We start from the raw sequence: 14795 nt of genomic DNA, 5'->3' as shown, positions 1-14795 counted from the left end.
GCCGAGCGCCGCGCCCCGCGCAACGAAGCCCACCCCTGCAGCGGCGCCCGCCGCCGAAGAGGCCGAGGAGGCGCCGGCCGCCCCCGCCCCGGCGCGCGCCCAGCCGGTGGTGCGCGATGCCGCGCAGCCGCGCGCCCCCGGGCTGCCGACGCCCGAGGAGATGGCGGCACGCGAGACGCTGGCGGAGATCGAGAAGATGGCGAAGAAGCTGGACCTGCTCGAGCTCACCGAGCGCACCTGCAAGTGGCCGATCGGCGACCCCGCCGAGGAGGACTTCTATTTCTGCGGCCTGCCCTCGGTGCCCGGCAAGCCCTATTGCGAGCACCACGTGGCGGTGGCCTTCCAGCCGCTCTCGGCCCGACGCGATCGGGCGCGCAGCGGACGCTGAGCCGATCCTCGCGCAGGTTTCCCCGCCAATTCAAGAAGATATGGTTTGCCGGGAGATCGCGGCTATATAGTAAGGCACTGACCTTTTCGTGAGCGAGGGCCGGTCCTGGCATGATTTGCTACAGCCTCAGATGCGCCGACGGGCACGATTTCGAGGCCTGGTTCGCCTCCTCGGCTGCCTTCGAGGAGCAGCAGGCGGCGGGCCGGGTGGCCTGCGTCGTCTGCGGGTCGGCCGAGGTGGTCAAGGCGCCGATGGCGCCCTCGGTCAAGGGGGGCCGGGACGTTCCCGAGCTGAGCCGGCCGGCCTCGCCGGCCGAGGCGGCGCTCGCCGGTTTGCGCCGCCATATCGAGCGGACCTCGGACTATGTCGGCCCCGCCTTCGCCTCCGAGGCGCGCCGCATGCATAACGGCGAGGCGCAGACGCGGTCGATCTGGGGCGAGGCGAGCCGCGACGAGGCCCGCTCGCTCAAGGACGAAGGCATTCCGGTCGCGCCGATCCCCTGGATGCGCCGCAGCGACGGCTGATGCCGCCGCGGCGGCGCCGGGGCGCGCTCACTGGACCGGCTCGGTCGCGCCGGTATGGCTGTCCACCGCGAAGCGGCGCACCAGCGAGCCGTCCTTGGTGACGATGTCGGCGGTGATGGTGTCCTTGTTGGCCTGCTTCACGTCGCCGACCTTGAGGTTGGGATTGCCGCCCCAGGCGAGCCGGTGCTCGAACATCTTGCGCACCTGGTCGGGCGTGAGGGCGTGGGGCAGGGCCTGCATCTCTGCGGCCGCCGTGCCATAATTCATCATGCCGCCCATGGCGGGCCCGTGGAACGTACCGCGGGACATCGGCCCCATGCCGTAGCCGGGCCCCCTCGGTCCCGGACCATAGGCCGGTCCCGTGCCGGGCGTCCTCGGCCCGGGACCGGGGCCCTCGCCCGGATGCATCGGGGCGGGACCGTAGCCGGGCGGGTAGCCGTAGCCCATGCCGTAGCCCATCATGCCCGGACCCATCATGCCCGGGCCCATGCCGTAGCCCATCATCTCGGGCGCATAGCCCATGCGATAGCCCATCATGGCGGGCCCGTACCCCATATCGTCGTACCACATCTGGTCGTTTTGCATGTAGCGGTAGGGATGGCCGCCATAACCGCCCTCGTTGCCCGGGCCTCCGGGCTCGTGCGCGGCGGCGAGCTGCGCTCCGGCCATCGCCAAGGCGGAGGCGAGGCCGAGCGTGGTCAATGTGCGGGAAAACGTCATCGGGGCACTCCTTGTCGTGGCCTGCCGCGGGCGACAATACCGCGGCGCCGCTCGTTAGTCTCGGGTTGATACCTCCTCGGCCATCTAGAGCACCTTGACGGAGGTCAACCCGCAGCTGCCCGCGCTCGCGAAATCTTGCGGTCGGGGGGTGCCGGGGATATAGGGAGGCGCCCGCCGCAACAGGCCCCTGCCGGTCGGCCCGAGGAACGAGAGACATGCCCCGCCTCGTCATGAAGTTCGGCGGAACCTCCGTCGCCGACCTCGACCGCATTCGCAGTGCGGCCGAAAAGGTGCGCCGCGAGGTCGACCGCGGCTACGACGTGGCGGTGGTCGTCTCGGCGATGGCGGGCCAGACAAACGAGCTGGTGCGCCTCGTGCGCGAGACCTCGCCGCTCTACGACGTGCGCGAATACGATACCGTGGTCGCCTCGGGCGAGCAGGTCACCAGCGGTCTGATGGCGCTGATGCTGCAGCGGCTCGGTGTCGCCGCGCGCTCGTGGCAGGGCTGGCAAATTCCCATCCGCACCACCGGCGTGCACGGCGCGGCGCGCATCGTCGAGATCGAAACCGGGGCGCTGGAGCGGAAGTTTGCGCAAGGCCTGCATGCGGTGGTCTCGGGCTTTCAGGGGATCGGGCCGGACGGGCGGATCTCGACGCTGGGGCGCGGCGGATCCGACACCTCGGCGGTGGCGCTCGCCGCTGCCCTTGGGGCCGAGCGCTGTGATATCTATACGGACGTGGACGGCGTCTATACCACCGACCCGCGCATCGAGCGGCGCGCCCGCAAGCTCGACCGGATCGCCTACGAGGAGATGCTCGAGCTTGCCTCGCTCGGCGCCAAGGTGCTGCAGACGCGCTCGGTCGAGCTCGCCATGCGCTACAAGGTTCGGCTGCAGGTGCTGTCGAGCTTCGAGGACAAGGCCGGGACGCTGGTCTGCGACGAGGAGGAGATCGTGGAACAGAACATCGTCAGCGGAGTCGCCTATCAGAGGGACGAGGCCAAGGTGACTCTCGTCAAGGTGCCAGACCGCCCGGGCGTGGCGGCCTCGATCTTCGGACCGCTGGCCGAGCAGGGGATCATTGTCGACATGATCGTCCAGAACATCGGCAGCGACGGCACCACGGACATGACCTTCTCCTGCGGCACCGAGGAGGTGGCGCGCGCCCGCGCCGCGCTCGAAGGGCGGCGGGAGGAGATCGGCTACCGCGAGATCATCGTCGACGACGAGGTGGCGAAGGTGTCGGTCGTGGGCATCGGCATGCGCAGCCATTCCGGCGTGGCGCAGAAGATGTTCGGGGCACTGGCCGCCGAAGGCATTAACATCCAGGTGATCACCACGTCCGAGATCAAGGTCTCGGTGCTGATCGATCGCAAGTACTTGGAGCTCGCCGTCCAGGCGCTGCACAAGGCATTCGGGCTGGAGGCGGCCTGACGGGCCGCCGCCGGCGCCACGCGCGCCGGGATTCGAGGCAAGGGAGGGCAGGCGATGCCCGCCGAGAAGGGTGGATCGCGAGCGTTGCTGCGCGCGCTCCGGGCGGTGATGGCCGGCCCGGGCGACGGGCAGCAGCGGCTCGACAAGATCGTCCGCCTGGTCGCCTCGAACATGGTTGCCGAGGTGTCGTCGATCTATCTCAAGCGCGACGAGCAGACGCTTGAACTCTGCGCCACCGAGGGCCTCAGGCCCGAGGCCGTGCACACCGTGCGGCTGCGCGTCGGGCAGGGCCTGGTGGGCCGGATCGCCGCCCGCGCCGAGCCCATCGCCACCGACGATGCCCAGGCGATGCCGGGTTTCCGCTATCTGCCGGAGACGGGCGAGGAGATCTACCACTCCTTCGGCGGCGTGCCGATCCAGCGCCTCGGCGAGGTCATGGGCGTGCTGGTGGTGCAGAACGAGGCGCGCCGGCGCTATACCGACGAGGAGATCGAGGCGCTCGAGATCGTCGCCATGGTGATCTCGGAGATGGCCGAGGCTGGTGCCTTCCTCGGCTCGGCCGGCCTCGCCACCGGCCCGGGCCGCCGCACCGGCCCGGTGGTGTTCGAGGGGGTCGGCGCGTGCGAGGGCGTGGCCGAGGGTGTGGTCCACCTGCACGAGCCGCGTCTCGTCGTGTTCGACCCGATCGCCGAGGACATCGCCACCGAGCGCAGCCGTCTGGCCGAAGCGCTGGAGGCGCTGCGCGACGATGTCGACCGGCTGCTCGCCGGCGGCGCCTTGGCGGGCGAGCAGCGCGAGATCCTCGAGGCCTACCGCATGTTCGCCTATGACCGCGGCTGGCGGGCGCGGCTTGACGAGGCGATCGATTCCGGGCTCGCTGCCGAGGTCGCGGTCGAGAAGGTGCAGTCGGATGTGCGCGCCCGCATGGAGCGGGTGGCCGACCCCTACCTGCGCGAGCGGCTGCACGATCTCGACGACCTGGCCAACCGTCTGCTGCGCTACCTCGTCGGCCCCGAGAGCGCGCGCCAGCCCGAGGTACCGCGCAACGCCGTTCTGGTGGCCCGCAGCATCGGCCCGGGCGAGCTCATGGACCATGCCGGCAGGATCGCCGCGCTGATCCTCGAGGAGGGCTCGTTGACCAGCCACGCGGCGGTGGTGGCGCGCGCGCTGGGCATTCCGACGGTGGTGCAGGTCGAGCGCATCACGCGCGACGCCAATCCCGGCGACCCGATCATCGTGGACGGCGAGCTGGGCCGGGTCGATCTGCGCCCGGAGGGCTCGATCCTCTCCGCCTTCCGCGAGAAGGTGGCGCTTGCCGAGCAGGCGCAGGAAATCTATCGCACGCTGCGCCAGCGCCCGGCGACCAGCGTGGACGGCATCACGGTCGGCCTGCGCATGAACGCCGGCGTGCTGGCCGACCTGCCCTCGATCGAGGCCAGTGGCGCCGAGGGCGTCGGCCTCTACCGCACCGAGCTGCAGTTCATGATCCGGCCGCGGCTGCCCGGACGCGAGGCGCAGGCGGCGCTCTATGGCCGCGTGCTCGATGCCGCGAAGGGGCGCGAGGTGGTGTTCCGCACGCTCGACATCGGCTCGGACAAGATCCTCCCCTATTTCCGGCGCGAGCCCGAGGCGAACCCGGCCATGGGCTGGCGGGCGATCCGGGTCGGGCTGGACCGGCCGCGGCTGTTCCGCATGCAGGCGCAGGCGCTGGTGCGCGCTGCCCGGGGCAGGCCCTTCTCGATCATGTTCCCCATGGTTGCCGAGGCCGACGAGTTCCGGACTGCCCGCGCGCTGGTTGAGGCGGAGGTCGAGGAGATGGCGGCGCGCGGATATCCGCGCCCCGAGCGGCTGCGCGTCGGCTTCATGCTCGAGACGCCCTCGCTGGCCTATGCCGACGACCGTCTGTTCGTGGAGGCCGACTTCGTCTCGGTGGGCGGCAACGACCTGATGCAGTTCTTCTTCGCCGCCGATCGTGAGAACGAGCGGGTGCGCACCCGCTACGATGCGCTGAGCTTCTCGTTCCTCACGCTGCTCGGCGAGATCACGGCGCGGTGCGAGCGGCTTGGCACGTCGCTGTCCTTCTGCGGCGAGACGGCGGGCCGTCCGCTCGAGGCGCTGGTCCTCGCGGCGGTGGGCTTTCGCGATCTCTCGATGCGGCCGGCCGCGATCGGCCCGGTCAAGCGAGCGCTGATCGCCGCCGATATCTCCGAGCTGCGCGCGGTGCTGGCCGATGCCGAGGCCGCCGGTGCGGCGACCGCACGCCCCGCCGTGCGGGCCTGGGCGGCGGACCGCGGCCTGCCGGTCTGAGCCGGCGGCCATGGTTGACAAGCATCGTTTACGCCACCGTAAGCATGGATGGGGCATGCTTTCGGGATGCAAAACGCACCCCTTCCTCTCTCCCGCCCGCGGCTTCTTTTGGCCGTCGCCACCCTTGTCCTGCTCGCCGCCGCGGCTGCCCCGGCCTCGGCGGCCGAGGGTCCGGTGGCTCCGCTCAATGCCGTCTCCGGTCACCTCCGGTCCCGTCCGCTGGGCACCCCCTGGCCCCGGAGCTGGGTGGTTCGACCAGCCAGCTCCCGCCTCCGCCTCGGTGGCGGCGCCGGCGTCATGCCGGTCGGCCTCGCCGTCCGGCTCGCGCACGGGCTCAGCCTGGGCGCCGTGGGCTGTGTTGTCCCCGACCGCGGCGACGCCGTCGGGTTGATCGCTCTCGAGCTGCGGTTCTGAGCCGGTCGCACCCGTCGCCGCCCGCAATGACGGTGGATTCGGCGCCGCGACTGCGTTATCTGGTAAGGCAATCTGACCACATCGGCCGGGAGGCCCCGTCGCCATGGACATGCCCGTCCCGAATCGCGAAGTTCTCGGCCACAAGGCAGCCCTCGTGGAGCGGCTGACACAGACGGTGGGCGCGGACTGGGTGATCCACGCGGAGGAGGAGCTGCGGGTCTACGAGTGCGATGCGCTGACCGCTTATCGCTGCCCGCCGCTGGCCGTCGTGCTGCCCGGCTCGACCGAGGAAGTGGCCGAGGTGATGCGCATCTGCGCCGAGACCGGCGTGCCGGTCGTGCCGCGCGGTGCGGGCACGTCCCTTGCCGGAGGCTCGCTGCCCACCGCGGACAGCGTGGTGGTGGGGGTCTCGCGCATGAACCGGGTGATCGCGGTCGACCTCGCCGACCGCTTCATCCGGGTCGAGGCCGGCATGACCAACCTCGCCGTCACCGGGACGGTGCAGGGCGAGGGATTTTTCTACGCCCCCGATCCGTCCTCGCAGCTCGCCTGCGCCATCGCGGGCAATGTGGCGATGAACTCGGGCGGCGCGCACTGCCTCAAATACGGCGTGACCACCAACAACCTGATGGGGGTGCGCATGGTCACCACGGCGGGCGAGATCGTCGAGATCGGCGGCGCGCATCTCGAACCCACCGGCTACGACCTGCTCGGCGTGATCTGCGGCTCGGAGGGCCAACTCGGCCTGGTCACCGAGGCGACGCTGCGCATCCTGCCCTCGCCCGAGGGCGCGCGGCCCGTACTGATGGGCTTCGACTCGAGCGAGACGGCGGGCGCCTGCGTCGCCGACATCATCCGCTCGGGCGTGCTTCCCGTGGCCATCGAGTTCATGGACCGCCCGTGCATCCACGCCACCGAGCACCACGCCCATGCCGGCTATCCGATGGACGTGGAGGCGCTGCTGATCGTCGAGGTCGAGGGCTCCGAGCCCGAGATCGAGGAGCAGCTCTCGCGCATAAAGGAGGTGGCCGATCGCCATAACCCCATGGTGCTGCGCGAGGCCACCTCCGAAGCCGAGGCCAAGGCCATCTGGCTCGGCCGCAAGGCGGCCTTCGGTGCCATGGGCCAGCTCGGCGACTACATCTGCCTCGACGGCACCGTGCCGGTCGCCACCCTGCCCGAGGTTCTGCATCAGATCGGCGAGCTGTCCGAGAGCTACGGCCTCGAGGTCGCCAACGTCTTCCATGCCGGCGACGGCAACATGCACCCGCTGATCATCTTCGACGCCAACACCCCGGGCGAGCTGGAGCGCGCCGAGGAGCTGGGCGCCGAGATCCTGAAGCGCTGCGTCGACGTGGGCGGCTGCCTCACTGGCGAGCATGGGGTCGGGGTGGAGAAGCGCGACCTGATGCGGCACCAGTTCGAGCCCGCCGAGCTCGAGCAGCAGATGGCGGTCAAGGACGTGTTCGACCCGCGCTGGCTGCTCAACCCGGCCAAGGTCTTCCCGCTGGCGCTGTCCGCAGGCCGCCGCGGTGGCTGATCGCGCCCGAGCCAGGCGCGAGGGTCTCGCATGACCTTTCTTGCGCCCGAGTCCGAGGCCGACCTTGCCGAGGCGGTCACCTCGGCTGCGGCGCGCGGGACGCCGCTTGAGATCCGCGGTGGCGGCTCGCGTCTGGGCATCGGCCGGCCCGTGCAGGCCGAATCGACGCTGGCCACCGGGGGCCTCTCGGGCATCACGCTCTACGAGCCGGGCGCCCTGACCCTGGTGGTCAAGGCCGGCACTCCCCTCGCCGAGGTTGAGGAGACGCTCGCCGCCGAGGGCCAGCGCCTGCCCTTCGAGCCGATGGACCACCGGTTCCTGATGGGCACGGAGGGCGCGCCGACCGTGGGCGGCATGGTGGCGACAGCCGCCTCGGGCCCGCGCCGCGTGCAGGCCGGCGCCTGCCGCGACGCCATGCTGGGCGTGCGCTTCGTCAATGGCAGGGGCGAGGCGATCCGCAGCGGCGGACGGGTGATGAAGAACGTGACCGGCTATGACCTCGTCAAGCTGATGGCCGGCAGCTACGGCACTCTGGGCGTGCTGACCGAGGTCTGCTTCAAGGTGCTGCCCGTCCCCGAGCAGGCGCTGACGCTTGCCATCGAGGGGCTCGACGATGCGCGCGCGGTCGAGGCCATGTCCTGCGCCATGACCAGCCCCTTCGAGGTCACCGGCGCGGCGCATCTTCCCGCCTATGGGACCGGGGTCGAGAACCGCACCCTGATCCGGGTCGAGGGCATGGCGAACCAGGCGCGCTACCGCGCCGAGCAGGTGACCAGGCGGCTCGCCGGCTTCGGGGAGGTGCACCAGCTCGAAGGCGCCGAGCACGACGCCGTCTGGGTCGGCGTGCGCGACCTGCGGCCGTTCTCGGGGCGCGAGGGCGCGGTCTGGCGGCTCGGTCTCAAGCCCTCCGACGCCGCCGTGGCGGTCGCTGCCATATGCGCCGCGCTCGAGTGCGAGGCGCTCTTCGACTGGGCCGGCGGCCGCGTCTGGCTGCTGGTGCCCGAGGCGGGCGATGCCGGGGCGGCGGCAATCCGGGCCGAGACGAGCCGGCGCGGCGGCCATGCAACGCTTATCCGGGCCACGGCCGCCACCCGCGCCGCCGTCGAGGTGTTCGAACCCGCGCCAGAGCCGATCGTCCGCCTCGAAGCCGGACTGCGTTCGGCCTTCGATCCGGCCGGCATCCTCAACCCTGGCCGCATGAGGGTCTGAGGCGATATGCAGACCAACTTCACCGAGGACCAGCTCAAGGACCCGCAGATCGCGCGCTCGAACCAGATCCTGCGCGCCTGCGTGCATTGCGGCTTCTGCACCGCCACCTGTCCGTCCTACGTGGTGCTGGGCGACGAGCTCGATTCCCCGCGCGGGCGCATCTACCTGATCAAGGACATGCTCGAGAAGGGCCGGCCGGCGGACGCCAAGACCGTGCGGCACCTCGACCGCTGCCTCTCCTGCCTCGCCTGCATGACCACCTGCCCCTCGGGCGTGCACTACATGCACCTGGTCGATCACGCCCGCGAGCACATCGAGCGCACCTACACGCGCCCGCTGCCCGACCGGCTCCTGCGCTGGCTGCTGGCGCGCGTGCTGCCCTATCCGGGGCGCTTCCGCCTGGCGCTCATGGGCGCGCGGCTCGGCCGGCCGTTCCGGGCGCTGATGCCGGGCAGGCTCGGATCGATGATCGACTTCGCGCCGGCGCGCGCCGCGCCGCCCGCGGCCCATGACCGGCCCGGCGTGCACCGGGCCGAGGGGCCGCGCCGCAAGCGCGTGGCGCTGATGACGGGCTGCGCCCAGCAGGTGCTCAACGCCGACATCAACGCCGCCACCATCCGGCTGCTCACGCGGCACGGCTGCGAGGTGGTGATCGCCGAGGGCATGGGCTGCTGCGGGGCGCTGACGCACCATCTGGGCAAGACCGGGCTGTCGCATGCCTCGGCCGCCGCCAACATCCGCGCGTGGACGCGCGAGATGGACGGCGAGGGGTTGGATGCCATTGTCATCAACACCTCGGGCTGCGGCACCACCGTGAAGGACTACGGCCACATGTTCCGCCTCGATCCAGCGATGCGGGCGGATGCCGAGCGCGTCTCGGCCATCGCGCGCGACATCTCCGAGTTCATGCAGGAGCTCGGCCTGTCCGGCGTCGAGCCGCAGGACATGCGGGTGGCCTACCACCCCGCCTGCTCGCTCCAGCACGGCCAGAAGATCACCGAGGCGCCGAAGACGCTGTTGCAGGCGTGCGGCTTCACCGTGGTCGAGCCGGCCGAGTCGCATCTGTGCTGCGGCTCGGCCGGCACCTACAACCTGCTCCAGCCCGCCATCGCGCGCGAGCTGCAGACGCGCAAGGTCAGCCGCATCGAGGCGACCGGGCCCCAGGTCATCGCGGCGGGCAATATCGGCTGCATGATGCAGATCGGCGCGGCCACCGGCATTCCCGTCGTGCACACCGCCGAACTGCTCGACTGGGCCACGGGCGGGCCCCGGCCGGCGGCCCTGGCCGCGCGCGACCTGGCGGCCGAATAATCCCTCGCGCCGCCGTGCGGCGCGCGCTATCCTCGGTGCCGATGAAGCGGGTGGGAACCTTCCTTCTTCTGCTCGGCCTCGCCGCCGCCTGGCTGCCGGCGCAGGCGCTTGATCTCGACCGCCGGCGCATGCTGAACGCACAGGAGCAGGTGCCGTGGCGCGCGGTTGGCCGCGTCAACGTCGCCACCATGAGCATGGAATCGATGTGCACCGGCACGCTGATCGCTCAGGACCTCGTCCTCACGGCAGCGCATTGCGTGCTCAGCCCGCTCACGGGCAAGCCCTACCCGGTGGGCTCGGTGCAGTTCGTCGCCGGCTGGCGGCTCGGCCAGATGGTCGCCGCCCGCGTCGCCAAGAGGATCGCGGTGGACCCGGATTACACCCTCAGCGAGCACCCTGACGCGCGGCAGATCGCCGCCGATCTGGCGCTGATCCGGCTCGACCGGCAGATCCCGCGCTCGCTGGCGCCGCACTTCGAGGTCGGCCGCGAACCCCCCAGGGGCACGCCGCTGACACTGATCAGCTACCGCCAGGACCGGCCGAACGCGCTCACACGCCAGCAGGGCTGCGAGGTGCTCGACGTCGAGGGCCCGGTGATGACGCTGGGCTGCGATGTGACTTTCGGTGCCTCGGGCTCGCCGCTGTTCGCGATGGACGGGGGTCGCCCCCGCATCGTCGCCGTGGTCTCGGCCAAGGGCAGCGACGGGCGCCGGCCGCTGGCCTTCGCCGTGCTTGCCGACACGGGCTTGCCCAAGGTGATGGCGGCGCTGCGCTGACGCGATAGTGTCCGTCTCAGTCGCTGGGCGTCCGGCTCGTGGGCGAGGCCTGGGCGACCGTCTCCTCGACTGTCTCCTGGGCCGCTTCCGAGCCGATCGCCGTGCCCAGCCGGACCAGCGCGGAGGTCTCCTCGGCATAGTCGCGGACCGCGCCCTGGTAGAACTCGTTGAGCGCGTCCACCGCCTCGCTCATGGAGGCGCAGCGCGCCAGCCGGTCCGAGGTCTGGATGTCGGCGCTGATGCGGCGCCGCGCGAAGTCCAACAGCTCGGCATTGACCTTCAGGGCGTCGCGAAATGCGCGCGAGTGCAGGTGCGCGAAGGCCGCCAGCGAGCGCTGGCTCGCCTCGGCCATCTGGCCGAGATCGGGGCCGTTCGGCCCCTGGGAAGCGGTCCTGGCGGTTGTTCCCGCCGTGCCGGCCTCGCTGTGGGTCTGTTTGGGCATGGGCTTGCTCCTCGACGTCGGCGCTGGAAACGACCAGGGTCGATCCTGGCGGAGGGGTGCCTCCGCGGCGCCGCTCCTGCGACCGGTCCGGTCTGGCCGGGAGGGTCGCTCCCCATGGGCGGCGGTTTCTCCCTGGGACTCGGCTCTGCCGCCCGACGGGCGGGGCCGGTACAAGTCCTACCACGCGCGCCCGAGTCGCCGCGAGTCCTGAATCGCAACCTTTTCGCGCACCGGGCCCGCCGGGCTTGACACCCACTCGCGGCGTTCCCAAATCCGTGATGCCGGGCGCCGCCTGCGGGCCCGGCACAGGCAGTCAGGCCCGCCCGAACTCGGGGGGCCGCCAGTGGATATCGCTTCGAGACGGAGGATATGACCCATGCGCAATCTCGACCTTTCCCCCCTCTATCGCTCGACCGTCGGCTTCGACCGGCTCGGCTCGATGCTCGACCAGCTGCTCTCCGGCGAGGTGAGCGTGCCCAGCTACCCCCCCTACAACATCGAGAAGCTGGACGAGGACAACTACCGCATCTCGGTTGCCGTCGCGGGCTTCCGCGACGAGGACCTGACCGTCGAGGTCAAGGACCAGACCTTGACCGTCACCGCCAAGAAGCGCGAGACGGAAGATGAGGCCCAGCCGGTCTACCTGTATCGCGGCATCGCCGAGCGCGGCTTCGAGCGCCGCTTCCAGTTGGCCGATCACGTCAAGGTCACGGGCGCGCGGCTCGAATACGGGCTCCTGCACATCGACCTGCAGCGCGAGGTGCCCGAGGCGCTCAGGCCCCGCACGATCCCGATCGCTGCGGCGAAGGGAAACGGCAAGTCGGCGACCTGAGCCCTTCCCACGAAAGAAAATTGCGTCACCGCGCCCGGTTGCCGCGACCGGGCGCGGATTTCCTCTTGCCTGCCTCCGGCATGCCGATTAATTGAACGCACGTTCGAATAACGGGTCTTGACCCGTGGGGGGCTGTGCCCTCCTAATTTGCAGGAGATCTGGCGCCGCGCGGGCAATTGCGCCCGGAGAAGAGCGCCTGCCCGGCGACAGGCCGGGCGCAGGGAGGGATACCGGGTGACGGAAGCCGCGCGGCATGCGTCCGGGCGCGACACCTTTCCGAAGCTCCTGCTCGCCAATGCGCGCGAGCGGGCGGGCAAGCCCGCTTATCGTTACAAGGAATACGGTATCTGGCAGAGCTGGAGCTGGGACGAGGCCGCCGCCGAGATCCGGGCGCTCGCCCTCGGCCTCGTCAAGCTCGGCCTGCGGCCCGGCGACTCGCTCGCCATCATCGGCAACAACCGCCCGCATCTCTACTGGTCCATGGTCGCAGCCCAGATGGCCGGGGCGACCCCGGTGCCGATCTACCAGGACTCGGTGGCCGAGGAGATGCAGTACGTCCTCGACCATGCCGGCGTGACCTTCGCCGTGGTCGAGGACCAGGAGCAGGTCGACAAGCTGATCTCCGTGCAGGCGCGGCTGCCGGCGCTGCGCCACATCGTCTATTGCGACGGGAGGGGTCTGCGGAACTACGACCATTCGGCCATGCATCCCTTCGACGAGGTGCAGCGTATCGGTCGCGCGGCCGAGGAGGAGCTCGGCGATGTCATCGACGGGCAGGTCGCGTCGGGCCGCGGCGTGGACCCCTGCGTGATCCTCTACACATCGGGCACGACGGGGCGGCCGAAGGGCGTGGTGCTGACGCACGACAACATCCTGCTCACCTCTGCGGCCTCGGCCGAATTCGATCGGCTGAGCGAGCGCGATTCGATGCTCTCCTATCTGCCGATGGCCTGGGTGGGCGACTTCATCTTCTCCATGGGCCAGGCCTACACCAAGGGCTTTTGCGCCTGCTGCCCGGAATCGCGGGACACCATGCTCGCCGACCTGCGCGAGATCGGGCCGAGCTACTTCTTCGCGCCGCCGAGCATCTTCGAGCGGCTGCTCACCACGGTGATGATCCGCATCGAGGACGCCGGCCCGCTGAAGAAGCGGATGTTCCATTACTTCATCAGCCACGCCAAGCGCTGCGAGGCGAAGCGCAAGGCGCGCGAGCCGCTCTCGGCGCTCGACCGGGCCATGTACGCGCTTGGCGAGGTGCTCGCCTACGGGCCGCTCAAGAACGTGCTCGGGTTCAGCCGGGTGCGCGTCGGCTATAGCGCCGGCGAGGCCATCGGGCCGGACCTGTTCGCCTTCTATCGCTCGATCGGCGTCAACCTGAAGCAGTTCTACGGCCAGACCGAGGCCAGCGTTTTCGTCACCCAGCAGCCCGACAACGCGGTCGATCCCGAGACGGTCGGCGTGCCCACGCCGGGTGTCGAGATCCGCATCGACGAGGGCACGGGCGAGGTCTTTTACCGCTCGCCCGGCGTGTTTCGAGTACTACAGGAACCCGGAGGCCACCGCCGAGACCAAGAGCGCGGATGGCTGGGTGGCGACCGGCGACGCCGGCTTCATGGACGAGCGCACCGGGCAGTTGCGCATTCTCGACCGTGCCAAGGACGTCGGCAGGCTGGCCGACGGCACGTTGTTCGCGCCGAAATACATCGAGAACAAGCTCAAATTCTGGCCCAACATCCGCGAGGCGGTCTGCTTCGGCCATCAGCGCGACTTCGTCACCGCGATGATCTGCATGGACCTGGAGTCGGTCGGCAACTGGGCCGAGCGCAACAATGTTGGCTACGGCTCCTACCAGGAGCTGGCCGCGCATGCGCAGGTCTACGCCATGATCCAGCGCGACGTGGAGGCGACCAACGAGAGCCTCGCTTGCGACCCGATGCTGGCGCATTGCCAGATCCGGCGCTTCGTCATTCTCTACAAGGAGCTCGACGCCGATGACGGCGAACTGACGCGCACAATGAAGGTGCGCCGCCGCATCATCGCCGAGCGCTACGCGCCGCTGGTCGAGGCGCTTTATTCGGGCGAGGACGCGGTCTTCCTCGAGACCGCGGTGACTTACGAGGACGGGCGCAAGGGCAGCATCCGCGGCACGCTCGAAATCCGCGACGTGACCACCTATCCCGCGGCCGCCGCGCCGGCCAGGGCCGCGTGAGAGGGGGCGCGCATGAGCACCGAGCCTCTGGCCCAGGCAGCCGCAACGCAGCCGGACGACGCCGGCGGCGAGGCGGTGCGCGCTGCCGAGGCGCGGCGCATCGGCAGCACGCTGATGGAGATTCGCAACATCACGCTGCGCTTCGGCGGCGTGACCGCCATCAAGGACGTGAGCTTCGACATCCGCGAGGGTGAGGTTCTCGCCATCATCGGCCCGAACGGCGCCGGAAAATCCTCGATGCTCAATGTCATCAACGGCTTCTACCATCCCCAGGAGGGCGAGATCTGGTACCGGGGCGAGCGGCGCACCGCCGTCAAGCCCTATCAGATCGCGCGCCGCGGCATCGCCCGCACGTTCCAGAACATCGCCCTGTTCCGCGGCATGTCGACACTCGACAACATCATGACCGGGCGGCTGATCCACATGCGCCGCAGCCTGTTGTGGCAGGCCCTGTGGGCCGGGCCGGCCGAGCGCGAGGAGATCGCACATCGCGAGCGCGTCGAGCGCATCATCGACTTCCTCGAGATCCAGCACATCCGCAAGACGCCGGTTGGCCGGCTGCCATATGGGCTGCAAAAGCGCGTCGAGCTGGGCCGCGCCCTGGCCGCCGAGCCCCAGCTTCTGCTGCTCGATGAGCCGATGGCCGGCATGAATGTCGAGGAGAAGCAGGACATGTGCCGCTTCATCCTC

General features: G+C 70.3%; 12 protein-coding genes and 1 pseudogene. 11 read left to right on the top strand and 2 right to left on the bottom strand.

Annotated features, from left to right (window positions below; translation table 11 throughout):
- Both AC32QD_RS08075 and AC32QD_RS08070 read left to right on the top strand, forming a co-directional pair.
- The coding region (locus AC32QD_RS08075) for a GcrA family cell cycle regulator (RefSeq protein ID WP_492009978.1) at window positions 1–388 on the top strand (388 nt) is incomplete at its 5' end.
- 110 nt (window positions 389–498) lie between these two features.
- Complete coding sequence (locus AC32QD_RS08070; RefSeq protein WP_492009977.1) at window positions 499–912, top strand: DUF1178 family protein; 414 nt, start codon at window positions 499–501, stop codon at window positions 910–912.
- Window positions 913–939: 27 nt separating this feature from the next.
- On the opposite strand, the gene AC32QD_RS08065 is transcribed toward AC32QD_RS08070, so the two are convergent.
- Window positions 940–1632 carry a hypothetical protein gene (locus AC32QD_RS08065; protein WP_492009976.1) on the bottom strand — a complete coding sequence of 231 codons (693 nt, stop codon included), beginning with the start codon at window positions 1630–1632 and terminating at the stop codon, window positions 940–942.
- 215 nt (window positions 1633–1847) lie between these two features.
- Between AC32QD_RS08065 and AC32QD_RS08060 the strand changes: the two genes are divergently transcribed.
- The 6 genes from AC32QD_RS08060 to AC32QD_RS08035 all read left to right on the top strand — a co-directional run bounded on the left by AC32QD_RS08060 (window position 1848) and on the right by AC32QD_RS08035 (window position 10622).
- Window positions 1848–3065 carry an aspartate kinase gene (locus AC32QD_RS08060; RefSeq protein WP_492009975.1) on the top strand — a complete coding sequence of 406 codons (1218 nt, stop codon included), beginning with the start codon at window positions 1848–1850 and terminating at the stop codon, window positions 3063–3065.
- 54 nt (window positions 3066–3119) lie between these two features.
- A complete protein-coding gene (ptsP, locus tag AC32QD_RS08055) occupies window positions 3120–5372 on the top strand; it encodes a phosphoenolpyruvate--protein phosphotransferase (RefSeq protein WP_492009974.1) in 2253 nt (750 codons plus the stop codon).
- Window positions 5373–5889: 517 nt separating this feature from the next.
- Window positions 5890–7326 carry an FAD-linked oxidase C-terminal domain-containing protein gene (locus AC32QD_RS08050; RefSeq protein ID WP_492009973.1) on the top strand — a complete coding sequence of 479 codons (1437 nt, stop codon included), beginning with the start codon at window positions 5890–5892 and terminating at the stop codon, window positions 7324–7326.
- 30 nt (window positions 7327–7356) lie between these two features.
- Window positions 7357–8535 (top strand): glycolate oxidase subunit GlcE, encoded by a 1179-nt coding sequence (glcE, locus tag AC32QD_RS08045; RefSeq protein ID WP_492009972.1) that lies wholly within the window; start codon window positions 7357–7359, stop codon window positions 8533–8535.
- A gap of 6 nt (window positions 8536–8541) precedes the next feature.
- Entirely contained in the window at window positions 8542–9846 is a 1305-nt protein-coding gene (gene glcF, locus AC32QD_RS08040) for a glycolate oxidase subunit GlcF (protein ID WP_492009971.1), read from the top strand.
- Window positions 9847–9896: 50 nt separating this feature from the next.
- Window positions 9897–10622, top strand: a complete 726-nt coding sequence (locus tag AC32QD_RS08035; protein ID WP_492009970.1) for a trypsin-like serine peptidase — start codon at window positions 9897–9899, stop codon at window positions 10620–10622.
- 16 nt (window positions 10623–10638) lie between these two features.
- On the opposite strand, the gene AC32QD_RS08030 is transcribed toward AC32QD_RS08035, so the two are convergent.
- Window positions 10639–11064 carry a phasin family protein gene (locus tag AC32QD_RS08030; protein WP_492009969.1) on the bottom strand — a complete coding sequence of 142 codons (426 nt, stop codon included), beginning with the start codon at window positions 11062–11064 and terminating at the stop codon, window positions 10639–10641.
- A gap of 376 nt (window positions 11065–11440) precedes the next feature.
- Here AC32QD_RS08030 and AC32QD_RS08025 point away from each other — a divergent pair, with 376 nt between their 5' ends.
- The 3 genes and pseudogenes from AC32QD_RS08025 to AC32QD_RS08015 form a co-directional block, all read left to right on the top strand.
- A complete protein-coding gene (locus AC32QD_RS08025; RefSeq protein ID WP_492009968.1) occupies window positions 11441–11896 on the top strand; it encodes an Hsp20 family protein in 456 nt (151 codons plus the stop codon).
- Window positions 11897–12130: 234 nt separating this feature from the next.
- Window positions 12131–14105: pseudogene (locus tag AC32QD_RS08020) on the top strand (AMP-binding protein).
- Window positions 14106–14219: 114 nt separating this feature from the next.
- Window positions 14220–14795, top strand: a 576-nt coding sequence (locus AC32QD_RS08015) for an ABC transporter ATP-binding protein (protein WP_492009979.1), incomplete at its 3' end; no start/stop codon positions are given.

The organism is Thermohalobaculum sp., assembly GCF_058622915.1.
Note: the sequence above shows the minus strand (reverse complement) of the source record. Positions and strands in the feature narration are given on the sequence as shown.